At 59.9% G+C, this 23,439-nt stretch carries 23 protein-coding genes and 1 pseudogene; 12 read left to right on the top strand and 12 right to left on the bottom strand.

Annotated elements, in window-relative coordinates; all coding sequences use genetic code 11:
* Positions 1-195: 195 nt before the first annotated feature.
* Genes mutT through KVU_RS11615 form a run of 3 tightly spaced genes read right to left on the bottom strand, consistent with a single transcriptional unit; the run spans position 196 to position 2,698 of the window.
* Positions 196-588, bottom strand: coding sequence for an 8-oxo-dGTP diphosphatase MutT (mutT, locus tag KVU_RS11625; RefSeq protein ID WP_013385432.1), 393 nt, complete (start codon positions 586-588; stop codon positions 196-198).
* Positions 585-1,799 (bottom strand): bifunctional glutamate N-acetyltransferase/amino-acid acetyltransferase ArgJ, encoded by a 1,215-nt coding sequence (gene argJ / locus KVU_RS11620; protein WP_013385431.1) that lies wholly within the window; start codon positions 1,797-1,799, stop codon positions 585-587. Before argJ ends, mutT begins: the two co-directional genes overlap by 4 nt.
* A 5-nt stretch (positions 1,800-1,804) precedes the next feature.
* Entirely contained in the window at positions 1,805-2,698 is an 894-nt protein-coding gene (locus KVU_RS11615) for a peptidylprolyl isomerase (RefSeq protein WP_013385430.1), read from the bottom strand.
* 212 nt (positions 2,699-2,910) lie between these two features.
* Here KVU_RS11615 and secA point away from each other — a divergent pair, with 212 nt between their 5' ends.
* Together secA and KVU_RS11605 are read left to right on the top strand one after the other, a co-directional pair.
* Complete coding sequence (gene secA, locus KVU_RS11610; RefSeq protein WP_014538039.1) at positions 2,911-5,673, top strand: preprotein translocase subunit SecA; 2,763 nt, start codon at positions 2,911-2,913, stop codon at positions 5,671-5,673.
* Entirely contained in the window at positions 5,673-6,275 is a 603-nt protein-coding gene (locus KVU_RS11605) for a hypothetical protein (RefSeq protein ID WP_013385428.1), read from the top strand. The genes secA and KVU_RS11605 overlap by 1 nt, the downstream gene beginning before the upstream one ends.
* Here the strand turns inward: KVU_RS11605 and radC are convergent.
* Positions 6,272-7,030 (bottom strand): RadC family protein, encoded by a 759-nt coding sequence (gene radC, locus KVU_RS11600; RefSeq protein WP_013385427.1) that lies wholly within the window; start codon positions 7,028-7,030, stop codon positions 6,272-6,274. The two genes, KVU_RS11605 and radC, sit on opposite strands and share 4 nt — an antisense overlap.
* A gap of 128 nt (positions 7,031-7,158) precedes the next feature.
* On the opposite strand from radC, the gene KVU_RS11595 reads away from it, so the two are divergent.
* On the top strand, positions 7,159-8,205 hold the full coding sequence (locus KVU_RS11595; RefSeq protein ID WP_013385426.1) for a DUF475 domain-containing protein: 1,047 nt from the start codon (positions 7,159-7,161) through the stop codon (positions 8,203-8,205).
* Between the two features lie 42 nt (positions 8,206-8,247).
* On the opposite strand, the gene KVU_RS11590 is transcribed toward KVU_RS11595, so the two are convergent.
* Entirely contained in the window at positions 8,248-9,069 is an 822-nt protein-coding gene (locus KVU_RS11590; RefSeq protein WP_013385425.1) for an ABC transporter permease, read from the bottom strand.
* Positions 9,070-9,208: 139 nt separating this feature from the next.
* Between KVU_RS11590 and cysQ the strand changes: the two genes are divergently transcribed.
* The 7 genes and pseudogenes from cysQ to KVU_RS11555 all read left to right on the top strand — a co-directional run bounded on the left by cysQ (position 9,209) and on the right by KVU_RS11555 (position 17,115).
* Positions 9,209-10,000, top strand: a complete 792-nt coding sequence (cysQ, locus tag KVU_RS11585) for a 3'(2'),5'-bisphosphate nucleotidase CysQ (RefSeq protein WP_013385424.1) — start codon at positions 9,209-9,211, stop codon at positions 9,998-10,000.
* Between the two features lie 8 nt (positions 10,001-10,008).
* Positions 10,009-10,809 (top strand): 3-deoxy-manno-octulosonate cytidylyltransferase, encoded by an 801-nt coding sequence (gene kdsB / locus KVU_RS11580; RefSeq protein ID WP_013385423.1) that lies wholly within the window; start codon positions 10,009-10,011, stop codon positions 10,807-10,809.
* A gap of 114 nt (positions 10,810-10,923) precedes the next feature.
* Positions 10,924-11,823, top strand: coding sequence for a UTP--glucose-1-phosphate uridylyltransferase (locus KVU_RS11575; protein WP_014538036.1), 900 nt, complete (start codon positions 10,924-10,926; stop codon positions 11,821-11,823).
* Positions 11,824-11,839: 16 nt separating this feature from the next.
* Positions 11,840-12,865 carry a glycosyltransferase family 2 protein gene (locus KVU_RS11570; protein ID WP_013385421.1) on the top strand — a complete coding sequence of 342 codons (1,026 nt, stop codon included), beginning with the start codon at positions 11,840-11,842 and terminating at the stop codon, positions 12,863-12,865.
* Between the two features lie 115 nt (positions 12,866-12,980).
* A pseudogene (locus KVU_RS11565) lies at positions 12,981-13,990 on the top strand (glycosyltransferase family 2 protein).
* Entirely contained in the window at positions 13,987-15,678 is a 1,692-nt protein-coding gene (locus KVU_RS11560) for a DUF5927 domain-containing protein (RefSeq protein ID WP_014538035.1), read from the top strand. The pseudogene KVU_RS11565 and the gene KVU_RS11560 overlap by 4 nt, the downstream one beginning before the upstream one ends.
* 3 nt (positions 15,679-15,681) lie before the next feature.
* A complete protein-coding gene (locus tag KVU_RS11555) occupies positions 15,682-17,115 on the top strand; it encodes a hypothetical protein (protein ID WP_014538034.1) in 1,434 nt (477 codons plus the stop codon).
* Here KVU_RS11555 and KVU_RS11550 read toward each other — a convergent pair.
* Positions 17,104-17,643 (bottom strand): isochorismatase family protein, encoded by a 540-nt coding sequence (locus tag KVU_RS11550; protein WP_013385417.1) that lies wholly within the window; start codon positions 17,641-17,643, stop codon positions 17,104-17,106. The two genes, KVU_RS11555 and KVU_RS11550, sit on opposite strands and share 12 nt — an antisense overlap.
* A 175-nt stretch (positions 17,644-17,818) precedes the next feature.
* Between KVU_RS11550 and KVU_RS11545 the strand changes: the two genes are divergently transcribed.
* Complete coding sequence (locus tag KVU_RS11545; protein WP_013385416.1) at positions 17,819-19,171, top strand: MATE family efflux transporter; 1,353 nt, start codon at positions 17,819-17,821, stop codon at positions 19,169-19,171.
* On the opposite strand, the gene rpe is transcribed toward KVU_RS11545, so the two are convergent.
* The gene (rpe, locus tag KVU_RS11540) at positions 19,155-19,844 is read right to left on the bottom strand and encodes a ribulose-phosphate 3-epimerase (protein WP_013385415.1); all 690 of its coding nucleotides are present in this window, start codon (positions 19,842-19,844) and stop codon (positions 19,155-19,157) included. The two genes, KVU_RS11545 and rpe, sit on opposite strands and share 17 nt — an antisense overlap.
* Positions 19,845-19,971: 127 nt before the next feature.
* On the opposite strand from rpe, the gene KVU_RS11535 reads away from it, so the two are divergent.
* On the top strand, positions 19,972-20,313 hold the full coding sequence (locus KVU_RS11535; RefSeq protein WP_013385414.1) for a DUF3817 domain-containing protein: 342 nt from the start codon (positions 19,972-19,974) through the stop codon (positions 20,311-20,313).
* Here KVU_RS11535 and KVU_RS11530 read toward each other — a convergent pair.
* The 5 genes from KVU_RS11530 to KVU_RS11510 all read right to left on the bottom strand — a co-directional run bounded on the left by KVU_RS11530 (position 20,297) and on the right by KVU_RS11510 (position 23,437).
* Positions 20,297-20,761: a PTS sugar transporter subunit IIA gene (locus KVU_RS11530; RefSeq protein ID WP_013385413.1), complete on the bottom strand. Its 465-nt coding sequence runs from the start codon at positions 20,759-20,761 to the stop codon at positions 20,297-20,299. The genes KVU_RS11535 and KVU_RS11530 overlap by 17 nt on opposite strands.
* 23 nt (positions 20,762-20,784) lie before the next feature.
* Positions 20,785-21,363 (bottom strand): ribosome hibernation-promoting factor, HPF/YfiA family, encoded by a 579-nt coding sequence (gene hpf / locus KVU_RS11525; RefSeq protein WP_013385412.1) that lies wholly within the window; start codon positions 21,361-21,363, stop codon positions 20,785-20,787.
* A 182-nt stretch (positions 21,364-21,545) separates the two neighbouring features.
* On the bottom strand, positions 21,546-22,298 hold the full coding sequence (lptB, locus tag KVU_RS11520; protein WP_013385411.1) for an LPS export ABC transporter ATP-binding protein: 753 nt from the start codon (positions 22,296-22,298) through the stop codon (positions 21,546-21,548).
* Entirely contained in the window at positions 22,299-22,781 is a 483-nt protein-coding gene (locus tag KVU_RS11515; protein ID WP_013385410.1) for an LptA/OstA family protein, read from the bottom strand. It lies immediately after the preceding gene.
* Complete coding sequence (locus tag KVU_RS11510; protein ID WP_013385409.1) at positions 22,778-23,437, bottom strand: hypothetical protein; 660 nt, start codon at positions 23,435-23,437, stop codon at positions 22,778-22,780. Before KVU_RS11510 ends, KVU_RS11515 begins: the two co-directional genes overlap by 4 nt.
* Positions 23,438-23,439: the final 2 nt, after the last annotated feature.

Genomic DNA, 23,439 nt, shown 5'->3' with positions numbered 1-23,439 from the left:
AACGGTTACCAACGCGTAGTACCAGGCGCCCATCCTCCAACGCCCGAACCAGCTGTCCTTGAACAAAAACGCTGGCAGTCACTTTGATCGTCCGTAACATGACATCCTCCCAAATGCCGTGCGTTTATGCACATTGCGGGTGTGATGACTATTTTGCAATCAAAAAGTAAACAATTTGAAAATAAAACCGCTGCGCTATAGGGCGCGCAGAGAAGGCAGCAGTGGCAGGTCAGCGGGCGGCATCGGATAGTCATCCAAGCTATTGATATCGGCCCATTCGATCGCCTGGCCTTCGCGGCCATGCGGGGTGCCCTGCCAGTCGCGGCACAGGTAAAGCGGCATCAAAAGGTGAAAATCGGGATAGCTATGGCTGGCAAAAGCCAAGGGTGACAGCGATTGAGCGCTGGCGGTAATCCCCAATTCCTCATCCAATTCGCGAATCAGCGCGACTTCGGGTGATTCGCCGGGCTCGATTTTGCCGCCCGGAAACTCCCACAGCCCTGCCAGCGACTTTCCGGCAGGGCGCTGCGCCAGCAGCACGCGCCGGTCTTTGACCAGCGCGACAGCGGCAACCAGAACCAGCTTCACGAGCGGTAATCCGCGTTGATGTCGATATAGCCATGGGTCAGATCGCAGGTCCAAACGGTGCTGCGACCCTCGCCCAGACCCAGATCGACGCCGATGACCAGCTCTTGCTGTTTCATATAGGCAGATGTCGCATCCTCGGAATAATCGGGATCGCGATAGCCATTGCGGGCGACCCAGATATCGCCAAAGCGGATCGCCAGCAGGTCGCGATCTGCGGCAGCGCCGGATTTGCCGACCGCCATCACGACGCGGCCCCAGTTCGCATCCTGACCTGCGATTGCGGTTTTCACGAGGGGCGAGTTCGCAATCGCCATTGCCACCTTGCGAGCGTCCAGATCGTCAGCCGCGCCGGTGACCTGCACCTCGATAAATTTGGTCGCGCCTTCGCCGTCGCGGACGACTTGCAGGGCAAGATCGCGCATCACATCGGTCAGGGCGGCGGTGAAGTCCGCATTGCCCGCAACTTGCACACCGCTGGCACCGGTTGCGGCAACCAGAACCGTGTCCGAGGTCGAGGTGTCGCTATCGACCGTGATGCAGTTGAAGGTGCTGTCGGACGCGCCCGACACAGCCGCCTGCAGGCTGGCGTGGTCGATCAGCGCATCGGTAAAGATATAGACCAGCATCGTCGCCATATCGGGCGCAATCATGCCCGAGCCTTTGGCGATGCCGGAAATGGTGACGGTCTTGCCGCCGACATTCACCGTGGCGCTGGCGCCTTTGGGGAAGGTGTCGGTGGTCATGATCGCACGGGCTGCCGCGTCGATGGCACTGCCGTCCAATGCGCCTTGCAGCGCGGGCAAGGCGTCGATGATCCGCTGGTGCGGCATCGGCTCGCCAATGACGCCGGTGGACGAGGTGAAGACGCGGTCTTCGGACAGACCCAGCAGTTCGGCGGTCGCAGCCGAGATCGCAGCGACCGAAACCGCCCCCACCTTGCCGGTGAAGGCGTTGGAATTTCCGGAATTTACGACAATGGCCGCCCCGCCCGTGGCAGGCAGGCCGTTTTTGGCCTGACAATCCAGCACGGCTGCCGAACGGGTGGACGAGCGTGTGAACACACCCGCCACCACCGCGCCCGCGTCCAGCACGGCCAGCATCACATCGGTGCGCCCCTTATAGCGCACGCCGGCCGCAGCCGTTGCAAAACGCACCCCCGCAATCGCGGGCAGGCTGGGGAAGGCGGCAGGGGCAAGAGGCGAGACGGCCATCGTCATTATTCCTGGTTCAGCAGTTCGACGTTGAGAAGTGCGGTCGGGTCAAAGGTGGTCAGATCTGTGCGCGACACCTCGGACTCTGCCTCAAGACCGTTCAGAATTTCGGTCAGCGTGTCCTGACGGACTTGGCCTTCCAGTTCGGTGCGGATCTCGGCGATCGTGGGCAGCGATTGCGGACGGGCTTCGTGCACGGTGATGATGTGGAAGCCAAATTGCGATTCAATCGGCGCGGACAGCGTGTCGAACTGACCCGCTTCGCCCAGCTCCACCACGGCATTGGCAAAGGGCTCGACCATCATTTCGGGGGCGAACCAGCCCAGCTCGCCGCCAGCGGCGCCCGAACCGGTATCCAGCGACAGCTCTTGCGCGACGGTTGCGAAATCCTCGCCGGCGTTCAGGCGGGCGATGACGGCATCTGCCTCTTCCTGGGTCGCGACCAGAATATGCGCGGCGCTGTATTCATTGCCGGGGGTGACGCCGTCGAAGGCGCGGTCATAGGCGGCTTGCAGCGTCTCGTCGGTCACAGCATCTGCCAGCAGATCCTGCACGGCTTCATAGGACAGCAGCTCGCGGCGCTGATTGGCAAGGGCCATCTCAACGGCGGCAGGAACCTCGGTGACCTGTTCAGCCAGCAGTTGCTGTTGCACCATCTGATCGACAAGGCTGGGCAGCAGCACATCCGCGGGCAGCTGGCGATATTGCTGCGGCAGGGCCGAATAGGCCAGCAGCATCTCGCCCAAAGTGATATCAGTGCCGTTGACGCTGGCGATCACAGTGTCGCGCGTCGGCGCTGCGGGGGCGTCTTGTGCCAGTGCGGGGGCAAGCGCCAGCAGCGACAGCGACAGGCCGAGAGCGGCACCGCGGCTGGCGGTAAACAGGTTACGTTTGGCCATAAAATCTTCCTTGTTCGGTCGCTAAACTGCGGCGACGTTGACACTAAGACACCAGCCCCTTACATCCCCAACGGGCTTTGGCTGCCCTTGGGCCGCCGTTTCGGGGCCTACCGGCGCCTTATTACGCCTTGGGCGCCGACACGACAAGCATCGCGGCCCTCACAGTCGGATGAAGTAGCAGGCGCGTATAGAGCAGTCGGGGACGACGAGACATGCTGGGATTTGAAACGCTGACGCGAAAGATCTTCGGGTCGGCAAATGACAAGAAAATCAAGGCAACGCGTAGCCTTATTGCGAAAATCAACGCACTCGAGCCGCAGTTTCAGGTCCTTGATGATGCCGGGCTGATCGCAAAGACCGAAGAATTCCGCAATCGCCATGCCGGCGGAGAATCGCTTGATGCGCTTCTGCCCGAGGCGTTTGCAAACTGCCGCGAGGCGGCGCGCCGCACATTGGGCCTGCGCGCCTTTGATGTGCAGCTGATGGCGGGTGTTTTCCTGCATCAAGGCAATATTGCCGAAATGAAGACGGGCGAAGGCAAGACGCTGATGGCGACTTTCCCGGCCTATCTGAATGCGATCCCCGCCAAGGGCGTCCATATTGTTACGGTGAACGACTATCTGGCCAAGCGCGACGCTGCGATCATGGGTCGGGTCTTTGCTGCGCTGGGGATGACCACTTCGGTTGTCTATCCGCAGCAGCCCGATGGCGAGAAAAAAGACGCCTACGCCGCCGATATCACCTATGCCACGAATAACGAGCTGGGTTTTGACTATCTGCGCGACAATATGAAGGGCGATCTGGCGCAGATGAACCAGCGCCCGCATTTCTATGCGATCGTCGACGAGGTCGACTCGATCCTGATCGACGAGGCACGCACGCCGCTGATCATCTCGGGTCCCTCGCAGGATCGCTCGGATCTGTATCTGGCCATCGACAAGGTCATCCCCGAGCTGACCGCCGAGCATTACACCGTCGATGAAAAAGCACGTAACGTCACGCTGACCGATGAGGGGAACGAGTTCCTCGAGGATCGCCTGCATCAGCTGGAAATCCTGCCCAAGGACCAGTCGCTGTATGATCCGGCCAGCACGACCATCGTCCACCATGTGAACCAAGGTCTGCGCGCGCATATCCTGTATGCCCGCGACAAGGATTACATCGTCCGCGACGGCGAAGTGGTGCTGATCGACGAATTCACCGGCCGTATGATGGTCGGTCGCCGCCTGTCCGAGGGCCTGCATCAGGCCATCGAGGCCAAAGAAGGCGCCAAGATCCAGCCCGAGAACGTGACGCTGGCGCAGGTAACCTTCCAGAACTACTTCCGTCTTTACAAAAAGCTGGCCGGCATGACCGGCACCGCGCTGACCGAGGCCGAAGAATTCGGCCAGATCTATGGTCTGGGTGTTGTCGAAGTGCCGACCAACCGTCCGGTGGCCCGTGTCGACGAGCATGACCAAGTCTATCGCACCGCGCGCGAAAAGTTCGAAGGTGTGGTGGCCGAGATCAAGACCGCCCATGCCAAAGGTCAGCCGATCCTTGTGGGCACCACCTCGATTGAAAAGTCCGAGCTGCTGTCGAGCCTGCTGCAGCAAGCCGGTATTCCGCATAACGTCCTGAACGCCCGCCAGCACGAGCAAGAGGCGCATATCATCGCCGATGCGGGCCGTTTTGGTGCGGTGACGATCGCCACAAACATGGCCGGTCGCGGCACGGACATTCAGCTGGGCGGCAACGTCGACATGAAGGTTCTAGAGGCTGTCGCCGCCGATCCGAATGCGAACCCCGATGCCTTGCGCGCCCAGATCGAGGCCGAGCATGCCGAGGAAAAGCAGAAGGTGAAAGAGGCGGGCGGCCTGTTCGTTCTGGCCACCGAGCGCCACGAATCGCGCCGCATCGACAACCAGCTGCGTGGCCGTTCCGGCCGTCAGGGTGACCCGGGGCGGTCGAACTTCTTCCTGTCGCTGGAAGATGACCTGATGCGGATCTTTGGCTCGGATCGTCTGGATTCGGTGCTGTCAAAGCTGGGCATGAAAGAGGGCGAGGCGATTGTGCACCCTTGGGTGAACAAATCGCTGGAACGCGCGCAGGCCAAGGTCGAAGGCCGCAACTTTGACGTCCGCAAACAGCTGCTGAAATTCGACGACGTGATGAACGATCAGCGCAAGGTGATCTTCAGCCAGCGCCGCGAGATTATGGAAGCGCAGGATCTGTCGGAAACCGTTGGCGATATGCGCGAACAGGCGATCGAGGATCTGGTTGGCGATTTCATGCCCTATGGCAGCTATGCCGACCAATGGGATCTGGAAGGGCTGCAAAAGGCTGTGGCCGAGCGTCTGGTGCTGGATCTGCCGCTGGCCGATTGGCTAGCCGAAGAAAATATCGACCCCGAACAGGTCCGCGACCGTATTATCGAGGCTGCGGCCAAGCGCGAGACCGCGCAGGTCGAGGCCTTTGGCGTCGATACATGGCGCTCGGTCGAGAAACAGATGTTGCTGCAGGTTATCGACGCCAAATGGCGCGAGCATCTGCTGCGTCTTGAGCATCTGCGTTCTGTTGTCGGCTTCCGCGGCTATGCGCAGCGCGATCCGCTGAACGAATATAAGAACGAAGGCTTCCAACTGTTCGAAGAGCTGCTGGAATCTTTGCGTCAGGAAGTGACGACCAAGCTGGGTCAGATCCGCCCCATCTCGCGCGAGCAGCAAGAGGCGCTGATGAACCAGATGCTGGAGCAGCAGCGCCAGCGTGCCGCCGCCGAGGCTGCCGCCGCAGGCGCGCCCGCAGCCCCCAGCGCCCCGCAAGTGGCTGTGCGACCGGTGGGTCTGCCCACCGCCGCACCTGCCGCCCCAGAGGCTGCTGGCCCGCGTCCGGGCTTTGATGAGAATGACCCCACCACTTGGGGCAACCCCTCGCGCAATGATCCTTGTCCCTGCGGTTCGGGCAAGCGGTTCAAGAACTGCCACGGGGCCCATTGATGATGCGGGCGGGCGTTGTTTTGGCTGTGATGCTGACAGCGCCCGCTGCGCTGCCATGGGTCGCGCCAAGCGCGGCACAGGCGCGCGATTGCGGGGTGGATCTGACGGTCCAGCCCGCCGCCACCGCCGGCCTTTTGGACATCACGCTAGATGCGCCATGTGCGCCGGGCCAGATGGCCACCATTTTCCACGATGCGTTATCTTTTCAGAGCGTGCTCGATAACGAGGGGCACCTTGGGGCACAAATCCCGGCGCTTGCGCGTGAGGCGCTGGTGATGGTCAGCCTGCCCGACGGTACCAGCGCGCTGGCGCAGACGAGCGCAGATTCTGGCCCGCCCCTGACGCTGTTGCTGCCCGAAAATGCCGCCGCATCGCTGTTCAGCATTCCCGAATCCACCCCCATTGGTCAGGCCGGGTTTTATTGGTCCGGCGCGCAACCGGTGCAAATCCGCGTTGATGACGCGCTATGCGGACAGGAACTGCTGGCGTCGGTGCTCAGCGTGGATGGCGATCATCAGACCACCTTGCGGCCCTTGCAGGTTGCACTGCCCGCTTGTGATGCGGCTGAGGGGCTGACCGTCTCCCTCTCGCTGGGCGGCTAGATCAGCCCTTCGGCGCGAAAGCTGATCTCGCGCGCGCGGCCGATGACCAGATGGTCATGCAATGTCAGCCCAAGCACGCGCAACCCTTCGTCAATTTGCTTGGTGATCGCGATATCCTGCGGCGAGGGGGTCGGATCGCCCGAGGGGTGATTATGCACCAAGATCAGCGCCGAGGCGTTCAGCTCTAGCGCGCGTTTCACCACCTCGCGCGGATAGACAGGCACGTGATCGACCGTGCCGCGCGCCTGTGCCTCGTCTGCGATCAGGATGTTCTTGCGGTCAAGAAACAGGATACGGAACTGTTCAATCTCGCGGTGGGCCATGACGGTATGGCAATAGTCCAGCAGCGCGTCCCAGCCCGATAGCACAGGCCGCTGCATGACGCGCGCACGGGCAAGGCGGTGGGCGGCCGCCTCGATAATTTTCAGCTCTGTCACGACCGAGGGGCCGACCCCCTCGATCTGTTCCAGCCGCTGCGGCGGGGCAGAGAGCACGGCGTTGAAATCGCCAAAGCGTTCCAGCAGGCGGCGCGCCAGCGGTTTCACATCTTGTCGCGGGATGGCGCGGAACAGCACCAGTTCCAGCAGCTCGTAATCGGGCAGGGCATCCGCACCGCCCGCCATGAACCGGCTGCGCAGGCGCGTGCGGTGGTCGCGTATGTAACTGGGCAGCTTGCCGACCTCTGCGGGCGCGGCGGTTTCGTCCGTGTCCCGGCCCGCATCGAACGGTAAAAAAGAGTCCTGAAATCCCGCCATAGCGCAACCTTGCGGCAGGATTGGTGAATAATGGGTTAATCTTCACGAAAAGCTGATGACAAGCCTTGTTGCGGGTCCCTGTCGTTCCTATCTCGCGACGGAAAACTATCATTCAGGACGGGAGAACTATGGACGTCGCGCTAAAGTATTTCAAATGGCCCTTCATCGTGACGGCCACAGGTTTGATCCTGTCGTTCTGGCTGGGCTGGAACTCGGGCCCCGGCGGGATGTCCCCCGCACTTAGCTTCCTGTTTGTCGGTATTGTGCTGGCGATCTTGGAAATTTCGCTTTCATTCGACAATGCGATTGTGAATGCGAACAAGCTGAAAGACATGACCCCCGTCTGGCAGCGCCGCTTTTTGACCTGGGGTATTCTGATCGCCGTTTTCGGTATGCGGGTCGTGTTCCCGGTGCTGATCGTGGTGGTCGCGGCGCGGATCGGGCCGATTGAAGCGATCTGGCTGGCCGCAACGGATGAGGCGCAATACGCCGCCATCATCAACGAGGCCCATCCCTCGATCGCAGCGTTTGGTTCGACCTTCCTGATGATGGTCGGCCTGAAGTTTTTCATGAACAGTGAAAAAGACGTCCACTGGATCGGTGGGTTCGAGCGTTGGCTGAACCATTTCTCGAGCGTGCGCGGTTTCGAAGTGGCGCTGGTGCTGGTCATCGTCATGATCTTCAGCAATTTCGTCCCCGAGGGCGAAGAGCTGACGTTCCTGACATCGGCCATCTACGGCCTGCTGACCTTCCTGATCGTCGAGGTAATCGGCCACCTGTTGGATGAGCAGCAAGCCGCGCTATCGACCGCCGCCAAGGGCGGTTTCGGCGCGTTCCTTTACCTGGAAGTGCTGGATGCCAGCTTCAGCTTTGACGGTGTGATCGGGGCATTCGCCCTGACGCAGAACCTGTTCCTGATCGCCATCGGCCTGGGTATCGGTGCGATGTATGTGCGTTCGATGACCATCATGCTGGTCGAGCGCCAGACCCTGGCGCAGTTCCGTTACCTGGAACACGGCGCGTTCTATTCGATCCTGATCCTGTCGGTGATCATGCTGATCCAGACGCTGCACATTCATGTGCCAGAGGTGATCACGGGCCTGCTGGGCGCGGGCTTTATCGCCACCGCGCTTTGGGCCTCGATCCGGTACAATCGGGCGGCGCTGAACAAATAAAAAACAGCCCGTGGCGAGTGATCGCCACGGGCTTTTCTTTTCCTATCGCGCAGCGCCCCAGCTGAGCGAGGCATGGCGGCGGGCAAAAGATTCCAGCAAGAAGCCGATCATCAGCAGCGTTAGACCTGCCCAGAATGCATATTCCCAGTTCGTATTGCGCGGCGTGTAGTTCACGAAAACAAAGCCGCGACATTGGTCGATGATATGGAACAGCGGGTTCCACAGGAACAGCGGCAGCATCATCGCGGGCAGTGAATTCGCGAGGAACATCTTGCCAGACGCGATCATGTTGATGCGTTGATACGCGCTCGAGACCATGCTGATAAAATTGGGAAACCATACTTTCAGCGAGTAGAACACCATTCCAATGCCGACGCCGGTAAACCAGGCTAGCAAAACCATCCCGATCGCGGCAATAGGATGGGCGATATGTAATGGCGCAATTACTGCGTGATACAAAAACAGCACAACGATCAAAGACAGAATCTGCAGATATAGCGCTGCAAGTGCCGCAGAAAGAATGATGATCAGTGTGTTCAGCGGCCGATGCAGCGACATCGGCGAGGTTGGCCCCTGCGCGCCTGACACGGCACCGATCGCCTTTACATGGGTAAAGAACACAAAGATGCCAGATAGCATGTAAAGGATGAAATCCCCTGGCAGCCAGGAATCGTTCATCCGCATAACCGACATCATCAGATAGAAGCCCAAAAGCATCAGCATCGTCTGTGCGATGTTCAGCAGCAGCGCGATGATCGGATTTCGATGGGTTTTTCGCACGTTATAGACGGTTTGGTGGTAGGTCAGCAGCAGCATGCTCCAATAGCTGGGCGTTCCCGCATGCGTGGATTGACTGGGCTGCATCACGGCTCTCCTGATCCAAGATCACGGTCTGTCGGCGGGTTTGCCGCTTTTTCGGGCGGTTGCATCTGTATTCCTTGCCGACAGATGTATAACGCATCATAAATGCCGCTGTGATTGTAGGCAACACTGGGGTCCGGTCGTGAACTTTGAGACGCTGACGCAACAGATGCGCAGCCTTGCTTTGCAAGCAGGTGCCGAAATTCTCCGCATTTACGAGGGTGAAGATCTGGGCGTTAGCCTTAAATCCGACGAAAGTCCCGTAACCGCCGCGGATGAAGCTGCCGATAAAGTGATCGCGGCGGGCCTGCGTGCCGCCTTTCCAGACGTTGCGCTGGTCACTGAAGAGCAATCCGCGACGCATGGTCAAAGTTTAAGCACATTCCTGATCGTCGATCCGCTGGATGGTACGAAAGAGTTTATTCAGCGTCGCGGCGATTTCACGGTGAATATTGCCTATGTGAAAGACGGCGTGCCAGTGCGCGGTGTGGTCTATGCGCCCGCGAAAGGCCGCCTGTTTTATACGCAGGCCGATGGCACTTCGGTCGAGGAAATCGGCCCCTTCGGCGATACGCCGGGCCCGGTGCAGGCGCTGACGGTTTCGACGCCTGATAATGCGGCGCTGATGGTTGTTGCGTCGAAATCGCACCGCGATCAGGCGACCGATGATTACATCGCGAAATACGCCGTGCGCGATATGACCAGCGCCGGATCATCGCTGAAATTCTGCCTTGTCGCGACCGGCGAGGCTGATCTTTACCCCCGTCTAGGCCGCACCATGGAATGGGATACGGCGGCGGGGGATGCTGTGTTGCGCGGTGCGGGCGGCACTGTGCTGAACTTTGACGATCACAGCCCGCTGACCTATGGCAAGGCCGGTTTCGCCAATCCCTTTTTCATTGCCGCTGCCCCCGGTGTCGAGCTGAAAGCCTGAATAAATCAATGTCCGTTCTGGTCGTAATTCCCGCGCGATTCGCGTCAACGCGCTACCCTGGCAAGCCACTGGTTGCGCTAAAGGGCGCGGATGGCACTGCAAAAACGCTGATCGAACGCTCGTGGCTGGCTGCGATGTCGGCCAGCGGCGTGGACCGCGTGGTCGTTGCCACCGACGATGCGCGCATCAAGGCCGCCGCCGAGGGTTTCGGTGCCGAAGTCGTCATGACCGCCACCACTTGCCGCAATGGAACTGAGCGCTGCGCCGAGGCGCTGGACGTGCTGGCGGCCCAGTATGATATCGTGGTGAACCTGCAAGGCGACGCGCCGTTGACCCCGGCCTGGTTCGTCGAAGAGCTGGTTGCACAGCTGCGCGCCGCGCCCGAGTTTGACGTCGCAACGCCCGTACTGCGGACCCATGGCGCCGCGCTAAATGGTTTTCTTGAGGATCGCCGCGCGGGCCGTGTGGGCGGCACGACCGTCGTTTTCGCCGCCGATAAACGCGCGCTCTATTTCTCGAAGGAAGTGATTCCCTATCGCGGGAAAACCTATGCCGATGATGACGAGACACCTGTGTTTCACCATGTCGGTGTCTATGCCTATCGCCCGGCGGCGTTGCAGCGCTATATCGCTGCGGCGCCCTCGGCCCTCGAGGATCTGGAGGGGCTTGAGCAATTACGCTTCCTCGATATCGGCGTGCCCGTTCTATGCGTCGAAGTCGAGGCACGCGGTCGCGCCTTTTGGGAGCTGAACAATCCCGAAGACGTGCCGCGTATTGAAACAATGCTGTTTCAGATGGGCCTTAACTAAGACTGTGATCCACCTTTTTGCGGTGGGCCACGGGCGGCCTTGATTGCCGCACAAAAGCGTTACAACATTAGCCTGACAACAGGCACGATTTTAAAGAACAGAGAGAGATTTCCAATGAGGAAAGTTCGCAAAGCTGTATTCCCCGTCGCAGGTCTGGGTACCCGTTTTCTGCCCGCTACCAAGGCCGTGCCAAAGGAAGTTCTGACGCTGGTTGACCGCCCCTTGATCCAATATGCGATCGACGAGGCCCGCGAGGCCGGTATTACCGATTTCATCTTCGTCACTGCGCGCGGTAAATCTGCGCTGGAAAACTACTTCGACCAGAACCCTGAACTTGAGCGCGCCCTGCTGGACGCCGGTAAAACCAAGCTGCTTGAGGCGCTGGCCCCCAGCAATATGGACAGCGGCGCCATTGCCTATGTGCGCCAGCACAAGGCGCTAGGTCTGGGTCATGCGGTTGCCTGTGCGTCCAAGCTGATCGGGGACGAGCCCTTTGCCGTTATCCTGCCTGATGATGTGATCGCGGCGCAGCCCTCGTGCCTCAAGCAGATGGTCGAAGCCTATGAAGAGATCGGCAATGAAGGCTGCCTCGTTGCGACGATGGAAGTGCCCGATTCGATGATCTCTTCCTATGGCGTGTTGGATGTGAAAGCTGGCGAGGGCCGTCTGGTCGAGGCCAAGGGCATGGTTGAAAAGCCAAAGCTGGGCACCGAGCCGTCGAACCTTGCGGTGATCGGCCGTTATATCCTGTCGCCGCGTGTTTTGCAGAACCTGACCGAGATCAAACCCGGCGCAGGTGGCGAGATTCAATTGACCGACGCCATTGCCGCCGAATTCGCCAAAGGTGGCAAGGTCTGCGGTTACCGTTTCGATGGTCAGCGCTTTGACTGCGGATCGAAAGCGGGTTTCTTGCAGGCGACGGTGCATTTCGGCCTGAACCATCCCGAGCTGCGCGAAGAGCTGGCTGATTACCTGCGCCACATCGTGAACGACGAACTTGGTGCAACGGTCTGATCAGACCTCGGGGCTAATGGGTCGGCTGCAGCAGAAAATCGCTGCGGCCGATCATAATATCCGTTTGGATTTGCGGCGCAGGCGGTTGCTGCGCCGGTCGCTGAAGTCACGCGGCGTGATGCGCCCGCTGTACGATCGCACCGCCGCTATCGGTGCGGATGACATTCTGGCAGTTGTTGTGCTGCGCAACGAAATGCAGCGGTTGCCGCATTTTTTGGAACATCACCGGCAGCGCGGAATCAGCCATTTCCTATGTGTCGATAACGGCTCTGACGACGGATCGCGTGATTATCTGGCCGCGCAACCCGATGTTTCGCTGTGGGTTACAGATGCGGCCTATCGCAATGCGCGCTTCGGTCTGGACTGGGCCACATCTTTGTTGGCGCGCTATGGCCACGGCCACTGGTGCCTGACGCTGGATGTGGATGAGCTGCTGATCTATCCCTATTACGAGACGCGCGATCTTTATGCGCTGACGCATTGGCTGCGCGGGCAGGGATTGGATCGCTTTCCCGCGATGATGCTGGATCTTTACCCCAAAGGCCCGCTGGGCAGTGCTGCCTCTGCGCGCAACCCGCTGGATCAACTCCAGTGGTTCGATGCCGGCAATTATACCATCGCAGTGCAACCCAAGATGCAGAATCTATGGATACAGGGCGGCGTGCGATCGCGTGTCTTTTTTTCAGATGCGCCGCAAAAAGGGCCAACACTGACCAAAGTACCGCTGATCTTTTGGCATCGTGATTATGTTTACGTCAATTCGACCCATTCGGCACTGCCTGCGCGGCTGAATTGGTTCTATAACGAGGCTGGGGAAATGCCCTCGGGTGTGCTGCTGCACACGAAGTTCATGGATACGATCGTCGCGAAATCCGCCGAAGAGCTACAACGTGGGCAGCATTTTGCCCGTCCGGCGCAATATCGTGATTATCATGCGGCGCTGACCCAGCATCCTACGCTATGGTCAGAACATTCGACACGTTTGACCAGTTGGCGGCAACTAGAGGCGCTGGGTTTGCTATCGCGAGGCGGGTGGATATGACGCTCGCTTTTAAATAGAAATCCGGGCAAAATGCCGTTTATGCTAAGTTTTTGTATCTTTCTTGTGACCTGCCAGTGTGTTTTGTGAATGCCCCTGACCCCCGGACAATTGAACCGTGCCAATTCTTGATACCTGGCGACTTCGAAATCAGCGACTGCTGGGGCTGCTGCGGGCACGGATCCGCGGGCGGGACCTGAAGCTGACAATGGACCGCACGGCGCAGATCGCGCCCGATGCGATCTTGCTTGTCACCACAGTGCGCAATGAACGCGTCCGCCTGCCATATTTCATGGATTATTACCGCAAAATGGGCGTCGGCCATTTTCTGGTCATTGATAACGGCTCGGATGATGGCACGGTGGAATATTTGCGCGATCAGCCGGATCTGTCGCTGTTCCAAACCAATGCCAGCTATGCGCGGGCGCGCTATGGTATTGATTGGATGAATGATATTTCGCGCCGCTATGGCACGGGACATTGGATCATCACGGTCGATGCGGATGAATTGCTGGTCTATCCCCATTGCGATACGCGCCCCTTGCGCGCGCTGACGGACTGGCTGGACGCGCTAGAGCTGCGGTCATTTTCCGCCATGCTGCTGGACACCTATCCCGAGGGGCCGATTGCAGCCGCCACCTATCGCGAGGGCCAGAACCCGCTGGAAGTTGCGCCATGGTTCGACAGCGGCAATTATGCGATCAGCCGCAACCCGCGCCTGAAAAACCTTTGGATTCAGGGGGGTGTGCGGGCGCGTGCTTTTTTTAGCGATAATCCCATCGGTGCGCCGGCGCTGAACAAGATACCATTGGTTAAATGGGCCTCGCATATGGTCTATGTCAGCTCGACCCATATGCTTTTGCCGCGGGGCTGAATCTGGTTTACGATAGCTGGGGTGGGGAAAAGGCGTCAGGTGTGCTGATCCATACGAAATTCGTCGGCACCTTGGTCGCGCGCGCAACCGAAGAGGCTGGGCGTGCCGAACACTATCGCGGGGGGGCCGAATATCGCGCCTATACCGAGACGCTGGATGATGACACGCGGCTGTGGTCGGATCAAAGCGTGCGTTATATCAATTGGCGGCAGCTGGAAGTGCTGGGCCTGATGTCCAAGGGGAATTGGGCATGACCCTTGGTATTGTCATGCTGGCGCATCGCGACTTTGACCGTGTGGCCCAATTGGTGCGGTTCTGGGTGCGTGGCGGTAGTCCGGTCGTTGTGCACATCGATAAAAAAGTGCCGCGCGGAATTTATGATGCTTTTGTCACCGATATCGCCGATTTGGGGGATCGGGTGGCTTTTGCCCCGCGCAAAGCCTGCGAATGGGGGCAATGGGGGATCGTTGATGCGACGCTGGCGGCATCCGACGTCATGCTGCGCCGCTTTCCCGAGGCGACACGTATCCTGCTCAGTTCAGGCTCTTGCCTGCCGCTACGTCCATCGGCGGAATTGCAGGCGTTTTTGGATGAGCGTCCGGGTGTTGATTTCATAGAAAGCGCCACCACCGCCGAGGTGCCGTGGATCGTCGGCGGTCTGTCGGATGAACGTTTTTCCCTGCGGTTTCCATTCTCGTGGCGCTATCAGCGGCGGCTGTTTGATATTGCGGTCGGCTCGCAGCGCTTGCTGCGGATCAAACGGCGTATGCCGGCGGGGATCGTACCGCATCTGGGGGCGCAATGGTGGTGCCTGACGCGCACAACGCTGGATGCGATTGTGAACGATCCGCGCCGGCGCGAATTTGATAGCTATTTCCGCTGGGTGTGGATTCCGGATGAAAGCTATTTCCAGACCTTGGTGCGGCTGCATTCGAAACAGATCGAAAGCGCCTCGCTGACGCTGGCGAAATTCGACCGGCAGGGACGGCCTGCCGTGTTCTATGACGATCACCTGCAGCTGCTGCGCCGCTCGAACTGCTTTATGGCGCGCAAGGCATGGCCGCGTGCAGATGTTCTGTACACTACCTTTTTGGAGGATCGCCCCGTCGATCCGGACCGCGGTTTGCCAGATCCGGGTAAGATCGACCGGCTCTTTGCCAGCGCTTCGGATCGGCGCGGACGTGGGCGGATCGGGCTTTATATGCAAAGCCGCTTTCCCGCGACCGGGCGCCGCGACATCCTGACCGCCGCCCCCTATGCCGTGTTCGAAGGGTTCTCTGAGGTCATCCAAGGGTTCGAGCCATGGCTGCAACAGACCGCAGGCGGGCGCGTCCACGGCCATCTGTTCGGGCCTGAACGCGTTGAATTCGCGGGCGGCGTGTCGATTTTCGCAGGCAGTATGTCCGACAGCGCGCCGCTGCGCGATTATAACCCAGCGATGTTCCTGACGAACCTGATCTGGAACACCCGGGGCGAGCGGCAGGTCTTTCAATTTGGCCCGGCAGATAATCAGGCGATCACCTGGGCGATTGCCAAGGACAGAAACGCCAGTATCTGCGTGATTTCAGGCGCTTGGATCGTGCCGATGTTCCGCGCGGGCGCCAATGCCGAACGCATCCGCGCGCAGGCGGCCGAGCTGCAAAAGCTGGAGGCCGAACATATCGAGGCGCTGCGATCGGACTGGTCGCGCACGCGGGTGCGGGTTTGGTCGCTGTCTGAATTCCTGATCGACTATCGCGCCGTCATGCAAGAGGCGATGGTCAATATCGGCGCGGGGCATGTCTCGCTGACTGATCTGCCGCCGCTCTATGAGCTTGAAGGTCTCAGCGAGTTCCTGCAAGAGCTGAAGAATTCCGGAATGCACCCCTATTTAATGGGCGATCTGACCCCGACGGCGCGCGCCGCGGGCAAAGCACGCCCAAAGCCCTATCTACCAAGGTGATCAATGCCCGATTTTGACAGCTTTGTCGTATTTGCCGAAATGCGCACGGGATCGAACTTCCTCGAGACGAATTTGAACACAATTCCCGGTGTCGCCTGTCTGGGCGAGGCGTTCAATTCGCAGTTCATCGGCTATCCCAATCTGACCGAGCTGTTGGGTATCAGTTATGAGGATCGCCTGGACGATCCTGCGCCGCTGTTGAAAAAAATACGCGGCAAGCCAGATGGCGTGTTGCAAGGATTTCGTTTTTTCAGCAATCACGACCCCCGCGTTTTGGGGAAAATCCTGCCTGACCCAAAGGTCGCAAAGATCATCCTGACCCGCAACCCGATCGATAGCTATATCAGCCGCAAGATCGCGTCGGCGACCGGCCAGTGGAAAGTGACGAATATCACCAAGGCGCGCCGCGAGGTGGTCAGCTTTGACAGTCCCGAGTTCGAGGCGCATTTGCAGGCGCATCAGGAATTCCAGTTGACCCTGATGCACGGGTTGCAGGTCACCGGCCAGACCGCCTTTTACATCGATTACGACGATTTGCATGATCTGCAGGTGCTGAACGGGCTGGCCGCTTTCTTGGGCGTCGCAGGGCGGCTTGAAATGCTCGACCAGAAGGTGAAAAAGCAAAACCCCGAAGATATCGCTGACAAGGTCGAAAACTTCGCCGAAATGGAGCAATCGCTGGCGCGGCTGGATCGTTTCAACCTGTCGCGCACCCCGAATTTTGAACCCCGTCGTGGCCCGGGCGTGCCGGGTTATATCGCCGCTGGTAAAAGCAATCTGTTGTATCTTCCCATTCTTTCGGGGCCGGTTGATCAGGTGGTGGGGTGGTTGCAGGCATTGGATAACGTCGCGCCGATACAGGATTTCACCATGCGCAGTATGCGCCAGTGGATGCTGGCGCGCCCCGGTCATCGTAGTTTCACCGTGCTGCGCCACCCGTTGGCGCGCGCCCATGATGCGTTTTGCCAGCATATCCTATGCGAAGATGGCCAAGGTTTCCGCCAGATCCGCAACAATCTGGTCCGCCAGTTCAACATGCCGATCCCTGAGGGCGATGTCATCGTCCATGCCGATGATCTGCTCCATGCCGAGGCGTTCAAGATTTTCCTAGGTTTCCTGAAAGCGAACCTGTCCAGCCAGACCGCGCTGCGCATCGACCCGTCTTGGGCCTCGCAGGCGAACTTGCTGCAAGGTTTCGCGCAATTCGTCGTGCCCGATATGGTGCTGCGCGAGGATGAATTGGCCGAGGGTCTGGCGCTGATCAGCATGCAGATCGGCCATAGCAGCCCACCTGACCTGCAGCCGCAGCCCGACCCCCACGCCGCGCGTTTGGCGCGGATCTATTCGCCCGCGCTAGAGGGTCTGGCGCGCGAGGCCTACGCCCGTGATTACATGGCCTTTGGTTTTGGTGATTGGCGGCCGCTGTCAGCGATCTAACAGCGCCGCGGTATCTGTCAGCGCGGCGAAATCCGCGCCAAGATGCGCCATGGTCACGTCGAAGATCACTTGCGCGGATTGGTTTGCATGGGGCAGCGAAAACCCCAGCACGGCGTCGGTCGGCACCGTCATGCGAAAGCCCAGATCCGCGCCATGGCGCACGGTGCTATTGATACAAAAGCCCGCAACCGCACCGACCACGGTCAGATCGCTCAGGCCATTTTCGCGCAAATGGGTCTCTAGCCCGGTCGATGTAAAACTGGACGAGGTGGTTTTCACGAAAACCGCCTCGCCATCCGCCGCAAGGGCGCAGGGCATTGGCGGGAAACCCGCCGCATCGGGGTGGAAGTCCGAGGCGGGGTGATCCTCGCGGTGGCGGATATGGATGACCGGCAGGCGCTGTGCGCGGAAATGCCGGGCAAGCGCCGCGATCTTGTCGCCAGCATCTGGGTTCACGCTATCCTGCCCGCGATCCAGCCGGTGCTGCATATCCATCTGCATGTCGATAATGATCAAAGCCCGCATCATGCGCCCCCGCTGCACATCTCGTTTCTAAAATCACACTAGCGTCATTGCGCCGGGCCGTATATGCCGCAAGGGCCGGTGTATCATCGAACCCGCCTGACGGGCTCGCCTGTTGGGCAAGCCCCGCGCGATTGGCGCCTTCGATCGACACGGCCCCATTTCTTGCGGGACACCACCAATGACACCGACTGAAAAGCCGTTCTGGCGGACTTTCCTTTTCTTTTTGCTGCCGATGATGGCCGCCAATATCCTGCAATCGCTGCAGGGGACGATCAACAACATCTTTGTTGGTCGGCTGCTGGGCACCGAGGCTTTGGCCGCCGCATCGGTGTTTTTTCCGATCATGTTCCTGTTCATCTCGTTCCTGATCGGCATGTCGGCGGGCGGATCAGTGCTGATCGGGCAGGCCTTTGGCGCGCGTGAGCATGAGAAGGTCAAGGCGATCACCGGCACCATCCTGACGGTCGTTGTGATTGGCGGCATCATCATCGGCGCGCTGACGGCAACTTTTGCGCGTGAATTGATGATGTTACTGGGCACGCCCGCAAATATTCTGGATGATGCGGTCCGCTTTGCGCGGATCAGCTTTATGTCGATGCCGGTGATTTTCCTGTTCTTCGTCTCGTCTGCAATGCTGCGGGGCGTCGGTGATACAGTGACGCCGCTTTATTCACTGCTGCTGTCGACGGTCATCGGCGCGTTCATCACGCCCGCGCTGATTCTGGGTTGGTTCGGCTTGCCGCAACTGGGGGTCGAGGCCGCGGCCTTTGCCTCGATGATCGCGTTTACGGTCTCAACCGTGGCGCTGGGGTTCTATCTGCATTGGCGGCGGCACCCAATGGCGCCCGATGCGGCGCTGGTGCGCAACCTGAAGCCCGATCTGAAGATCCTGCTGCTGACGCTAAAGCTGGGTATTCCGACCGGCATTCAGATGATGACCGGCGCGATTGCGGGCATCGTGATCGTCGGGCTGGTGAATGCGTTCGGATCGAATGCGACGGCGGCCTTTGGGGCGGTGAACCAGGTCCTCAGCTATGTGCAGTTCCCGGCGATCTCGATCTCGATCGCGGCGTCGATCTTTGGCGCACAGGCGATTGGTGCGGGCCGCGTCGACCAGCTGCATCGCGTGGCGAAAACGGCGCTGATCATGAACCTGGTGCTGACCGGCACGCTGGTTCTGATCGTCTATCTTGGTTCGGGCCTGCTGGTTGGGCTGTTCGTCACCGACCCCGAGGTTGTCGCCCTGAGCGAGCTGCTGCTGCATATCGTGACATGGTCCAGCATCCTGTTCGGGGCGGGCGCTGTGCTGGGCGGCATCATGCGTGCATCGGGCACGGTGCTGCCCCCGATGATCGTGGGTATTTTCTGCATCGTCGCCCTCGAGGTGCCGCTGGCGATCCTGTGGTCTCGTATGTTCGGCATTCAGGGCATCTGGTGGGCCTATGCCGTGAACTTCAGCATGATGATGGTGCTGAATGCGCTGTATTACTGGTTTGTCTGGCGCCGCAAATCCATCACGCGCCTGATCTAGCAGCCGCGCGCAGGGCCGCGATATTGCGGCCATAGACTTCGGGGGCGGCGGTGGAGCCGCCCTTGAACACGGCCGAGCCTGCGACCAGCACATCGGCCCCGGCGGCGATGATCGCGCCCGCATTGTCGGGGACGACGCCGCCATCCACCTCGATATGAATGGGACGGTCGCCAATCATGGCGCGCAGGGCCGCGATCCGGGGCAGCGCGGCGGGGATAAAGCTTTGCCCGCCAAAGCCGGGGTTCACGCTCATCACGCAGATCAGGTCAATGTCGTCCAACAGCCATTGCACGCCGTCCAGGCCCGTGCCGGGGTTCAGCGCGAGGCCCGCCTTTGCGCCCGCCTTGCGGATGGATTGCAGCGTGCGGTGGATATGGGGCCCGGATTCGGGGTGGACAGTGATCACATCCGCGCCTGCACGGGCGAAATCGGCAATCCAGTCATCGGGGCGCGCCACCATCAGATGCACATCCATGACCGTCCGAATATGCGGACGAAACGCCGCCGCCGCCACCGCGCCAAAGGTGATATTGGGAACGAAATGCCCGTCCATCACATCCACATGCACCCAATCGGCGCCCTGATCCTCGACGGCGCGAATCTCGGCCCCGAAATTGGCGAAATCCGCCGAAAGGATCGAGGGGGCAATTTTGGGGCTGCGATCAAAGGTCATCGGACATCCTGTGCAAAGCGTTGCTTTGCAGCTAATCACGTTCGCAGGAAGCCTGCCAGAGCCACCTTTCAACCGCTTGGGTTTCATGATGAAACCCTGCTCATCACGCGCTGCAAAGGAGTGTCAGATGAAATCTGTTCCGCGCTGGAAGGACCCTGCCATGGGGCTGTTCCGCATCATCGCCGTATTCGAAGGGTTCACCACCCTCGCGCTGTTTCTGGTGGCGATGCCGATGAAATATATCTGGGATAATGACAGCCTGATCCGGTCAACCGGGATGATCCACGGCTATGCGTTTTTGGCCTATATCATTGGGATGATTGTGGTTCTGCCGGGGCTGCGCACCGGCGTCATGGGCTGGCTGCGGACATTCCTGTTCAGCCTGTTCCCCTTTGGCACGTTCATCAACGAGACGTGGCTTCACCGCCAGCATCTGGCGGTGAAAGCTAATCTTACGCCAGCTGCGTAGCGGGCGCGTCGGTCAGAATCGTGTGCAAGGTTGCGGGGTCTGAATTCGCCCGCAGCTTTGACAGCACATTCTGGTCGCGCATCGTGCGCGACACCAGTGCCAGTGCCTTCAGGTGGTCGACCCCCGCATGTGCGGGGGCCAGAAGTGCAAAGACCAGATCCACCGGTTGGCGGTCAATCGCATCAAAATCCATCGGCTTTTCAAGGCGGATGAACATCCCTTGGACGCTATCGATGCCATCCATGCGGGCATGGGGCAGGGCGACGCCGTGGCCGACACCGGTCGGGCCAAGGCTTTCGCGTTCCAAAAGTGCTGTCACAACCTGTTCCGTATCAAGGCCATAGCAGGTTTCTGCCAGCTCGCCCAAGTCTTGGAACAGGCGCTTTTTGCTGCTCGAACTTGCGAGCACCTTGATTGCATTGGACTGAAGGATATCGCCAAGCTTCATAAGGGATCCTGTCTTTCCGGGTCTTATAATCCGGAGTTGCGCGGGTCGATCCAGCCGATATTACCATCTTCGCGACGGTAGACCACATTCAGCCCGCCATGTTTCTCGTTTTGGAACATCAAGACGTGGGCATCTGCCAATTCCATTTGCATCACGGCCTCGCCCACCGAAAGCGAGGGGATCTGCGTTGGCATGTCCGCCACGATCGTGGGGTGGTTGTCCTCGCTCTCGTGTTCGTCATCGTCCTCTATTGGCGCGAGGATATAGGAGGATCCGGCCAGAAGTTCAACCGGCAGCGGACGCGTGGCGTAATGGTCTTTCAGGCGGCGCCGACTGCGGCGCAATTGTTTCTCCATCCGATCGACGGATTGGCCAAAGGCGATATAGACCTCGCTGTCGCGACCGCGCGACTGGGCGATCAGACCCGATGACAAGTGGACCGTAATCTCGCATGTGAATTCATGGGCGATACGCGAGAAAAGCACGACGGCGCTGGTAGGCCGTGCGGCGTATTTCTCCATGATTTCGTCGATTTTGGTACGCACATGCAATTGCAGCGCTTCGCCGACATCAATCTGTTTTCCACTGATCTGATAACGCATGGATTCCTCCTGCTAGCGTTGCCGCCGCGGTTCTGCGGCGGACAGGTCCTCGACGGCACCCGCAAGCCGGGGGCGTCGCTCGTGGATCCTCCTTTCTTGCGGGGTTCCGTCACCCCTATTCACGCATCAGAGCTGTTACAAAGTCAACGAAATTGGATGTGACGTATTGTGATCCGCAAGGGTCAGCCCATTGAAAAGTCAGCGCCCAGATAGACACGGCGCACATCGTCATTTGCGATGATTTCAGCGGTCGTGCCTGACATCAGCACCTGTCCATCGTGCAAAATATAGGCACGATCCACGATCTCTAGGGTCTCGCGCACATTGTGGTCGGTGATCAGCACGCCAATACCGCGGGTTTTCAGCTGCGCAACCAATGCGCGAATCTCTGCCACTGCGATGGGGTCGACGCCGGCATAGGGCTCGTCCAGCAGCACATAGCTGGGGCCGGCGGCAAGACAGCGCGCGATCTCGGCGCGCCGCCGCTCGCCCCCCGACAGCGCCAGTGCGGGCGAGCGGCGGATATGGGTGATTGAAAACTCGGCCAGCAGCTCTTCCAGCTTTTCGCGGCGGCGGGCATGGTCGGGTTCGGCGATTTCCAATATCGCCATGATGTTATCCTCGACCGACATGCCGCGGAAAATCGACATCTCTTGCGGCAGATAGCCGATGCCAAGGCGCGCGCGGCGATACATCGGCAGGTTGGTCACATCGCGCCCGTCCAGGCTGACCTGCCCGTCATCGGCCTGCACAAGGCCCGCAATCGCATAGAAACATGTGGTCTTGCCCGAGCCGTTCGGCCCCAGCAGGGCGACAACCTCGCCGCGTTCCAATCGCAGGCTGACATCGCGGATCACGGTGCGGCGGCGATAGCTTTTGCGCAAATGGCGCACATGCAAACCCGTTTCGGGCGCGGGATGGATCAACGGGGCCATTTAATTCCCCGGCAGTCGGGTGCGGACATTGCCATCCAATTGCGCGGTGCCAGCGGCCAGATCCGCGGCCATCCGGTCAGAGGCCATGATCAGCCCGCCTTGGGTCAGCAGCACGTTATCTTCCAAAACCAGCGCGCCATCGCCGATATCATAGGTGGCGCGGTCGGATTCGGCAGCCTCGGTCGGGGTGGTGAATGTGACGCCGCCTTCCAGCAAAATACGGGTGATTTGGCTGGTCACGCTGCTATAGCTGACATTCGCGATCTGCGCGCCAATGCGGATATCGCCCTGAATAATCACTACATTGCCGCTGAAGATCGCGGTCTGGCTGCCTTGGTTCACATTCAGGGTTTCTGACGTAATCTCGACCGGTTGCGAGGGGTCAGCCCGCATCCCCGGCATAGCGATACTGGTTTGCGCCAGCAGCGCGGCAGGCGACAGCGACATTGCGGCGACAAGGCCAAGCGGGCGCAGCCAGTTCATTCAGTGCTTCCTTCTGTCGTCGGCGCATCTTCGCCCGGACGGGTTCCTTGCGGCAGATATAGCAGTCGCACGCCGCCCGAGAAAACCATTTGCACCCCGTTTTGTGCATTTCCCGACGTGGCAATCATATGGCCGGCGGTCAACTGCCCAAAGGGCGACCGCGCCTCCATCGCACCATCGGTTTCCAGCGTGGCTGCGGGCATGTCGATGGTCATCCCCGATGTTTCCATATGCAGGCCGTCGCCACTTTGGATATGCACCAGCCCGCCGAAATACGCGATTTGCGGCAGCGAGGCATAGGTGCCCTCGCCCGCGACCAGGCTGACGGTGCGCCCGCCCGGCAAGATCGCGTCTCCCTCGGGGCGCAGCATCCGCAGATTGCTGCCGAATGCCTCGCCTTCGGACCCGGGCAGGGGGCGCAACTCGTCCGCGATCACTGACAGGGTCGAGCCATCGCCCGCCACCCCGCTAAAGCGCGGCTGCGAGATGCGGGGGTCCTGCGCGATCTGGTTAATGTCGCTATAGGGGATTTCCTCGGGCGGGGTGTTTGAGCGCGCGAACAGAAATAGCGTCGCCATCATCGCCAGTGCGCCCATTGGCAGCACGACTTTCAGCATCGCGATCAGACGGGAATAGGCGTCTAGCCCGGATGGCATGG

Source organism: Ketogulonicigenium vulgare WSH-001 (genome assembly GCF_000223375.1).
GTDB classification, from domain to species: domain Bacteria; phylum Pseudomonadota; class Alphaproteobacteria; order Rhodobacterales; family Rhodobacteraceae; genus Ketogulonicigenium; species Ketogulonicigenium vulgare.
Note: the sequence above shows the minus strand (reverse complement) of the source record. Positions and strands in the feature narration are given on the sequence as shown.

Bases quoted from the DNA above. Each gene is read 5' to 3' on its own strand.
- argJ (WP_013385431.1), bottom strand. From the start codon at position 1,799: ATGGCCGTCTCGCCTCTTGCCCCTGCCGCCTTCCCCAGCCTGCCCGCG.
- KVU_RS11615 (WP_013385430.1), bottom strand. From the start codon at position 2,698: ATGGCCAAACGTAACCTGTTTACCGCCAGCCGCGGTGCCGCTCTCGGC.
- secA (WP_014538039.1), top strand. From the start codon at position 2,911: ATGCTGGGATTTGAAACGCTGACGCGAAAGATCTTCGGGTCGGCAAAT.
- KVU_RS11605 (WP_013385428.1), top strand. From the start codon at position 5,673: ATGATGCGGGCGGGCGTTGTTTTGGCTGTGATGCTGACAGCGCCCGCT.
- radC (WP_013385427.1), bottom strand. From the start codon at position 7,030: ATGGCGGGATTTCAGGACTCTTTTTTACCGTTCGATGCGGGCCGGGAC.
- KVU_RS11595 (WP_013385426.1), top strand. From the start codon at position 7,159: ATGGACGTCGCGCTAAAGTATTTCAAATGGCCCTTCATCGTGACGGCC.
- KVU_RS11590 (WP_013385425.1), bottom strand. From the start codon at position 9,069: ATGCAGCCCAGTCAATCCACGCATGCGGGAACGCCCAGCTATTGGAGC.
- kdsB (WP_013385423.1), top strand. From the start codon at position 10,009: ATGTCCGTTCTGGTCGTAATTCCCGCGCGATTCGCGTCAACGCGCTAC.
- KVU_RS11575 (WP_014538036.1), top strand. From the start codon at position 10,924: ATGAGGAAAGTTCGCAAAGCTGTATTCCCCGTCGCAGGTCTGGGTACC.
- KVU_RS11570 (WP_013385421.1), top strand. From the start codon at position 11,840: ATGGGTCGGCTGCAGCAGAAAATCGCTGCGGCCGATCATAATATCCGT.
- KVU_RS11560 (WP_014538035.1), top strand. From the start codon at position 13,987: ATGACCCTTGGTATTGTCATGCTGGCGCATCGCGACTTTGACCGTGTG.
- KVU_RS11555 (WP_014538034.1), top strand. From the start codon at position 15,682: ATGCCCGATTTTGACAGCTTTGTCGTATTTGCCGAAATGCGCACGGGA.
- KVU_RS11550 (WP_013385417.1), bottom strand. From the start codon at position 17,643: ATGATGCGGGCTTTGATCATTATCGACATGCAGATGGATATGCAGCAC.
- KVU_RS11545 (WP_013385416.1), top strand. From the start codon at position 17,819: ATGACACCGACTGAAAAGCCGTTCTGGCGGACTTTCCTTTTCTTTTTG.
- rpe (WP_013385415.1), bottom strand. From the start codon at position 19,844: ATGACCTTTGATCGCAGCCCCAAAATTGCCCCCTCGATCCTTTCGGCG.
- KVU_RS11535 (WP_013385414.1), top strand. From the start codon at position 19,972: ATGAAATCTGTTCCGCGCTGGAAGGACCCTGCCATGGGGCTGTTCCGC.
- KVU_RS11530 (WP_013385413.1), bottom strand. From the start codon at position 20,761: ATGAAGCTTGGCGATATCCTTCAGTCCAATGCAATCAAGGTGCTCGCA.
- hpf (WP_013385412.1), bottom strand. From the start codon at position 21,363: ATGCGTTATCAGATCAGTGGAAAACAGATTGATGTCGGCGAAGCGCTG.
- lptB (WP_013385411.1), bottom strand. From the start codon at position 22,298: ATGGCCCCGTTGATCCATCCCGCGCCCGAAACGGGTTTGCATGTGCGC.
- KVU_RS11515 (WP_013385410.1), bottom strand. From the start codon at position 22,781: ATGAACTGGCTGCGCCCGCTTGGCCTTGTCGCCGCAATGTCGCTGTCG.
- KVU_RS11510 (WP_013385409.1), bottom strand. From the start codon at position 23,437: ATGCCATCCGGGCTAGACGCCTATTCCCGTCTGATCGCGATGCTGAAA.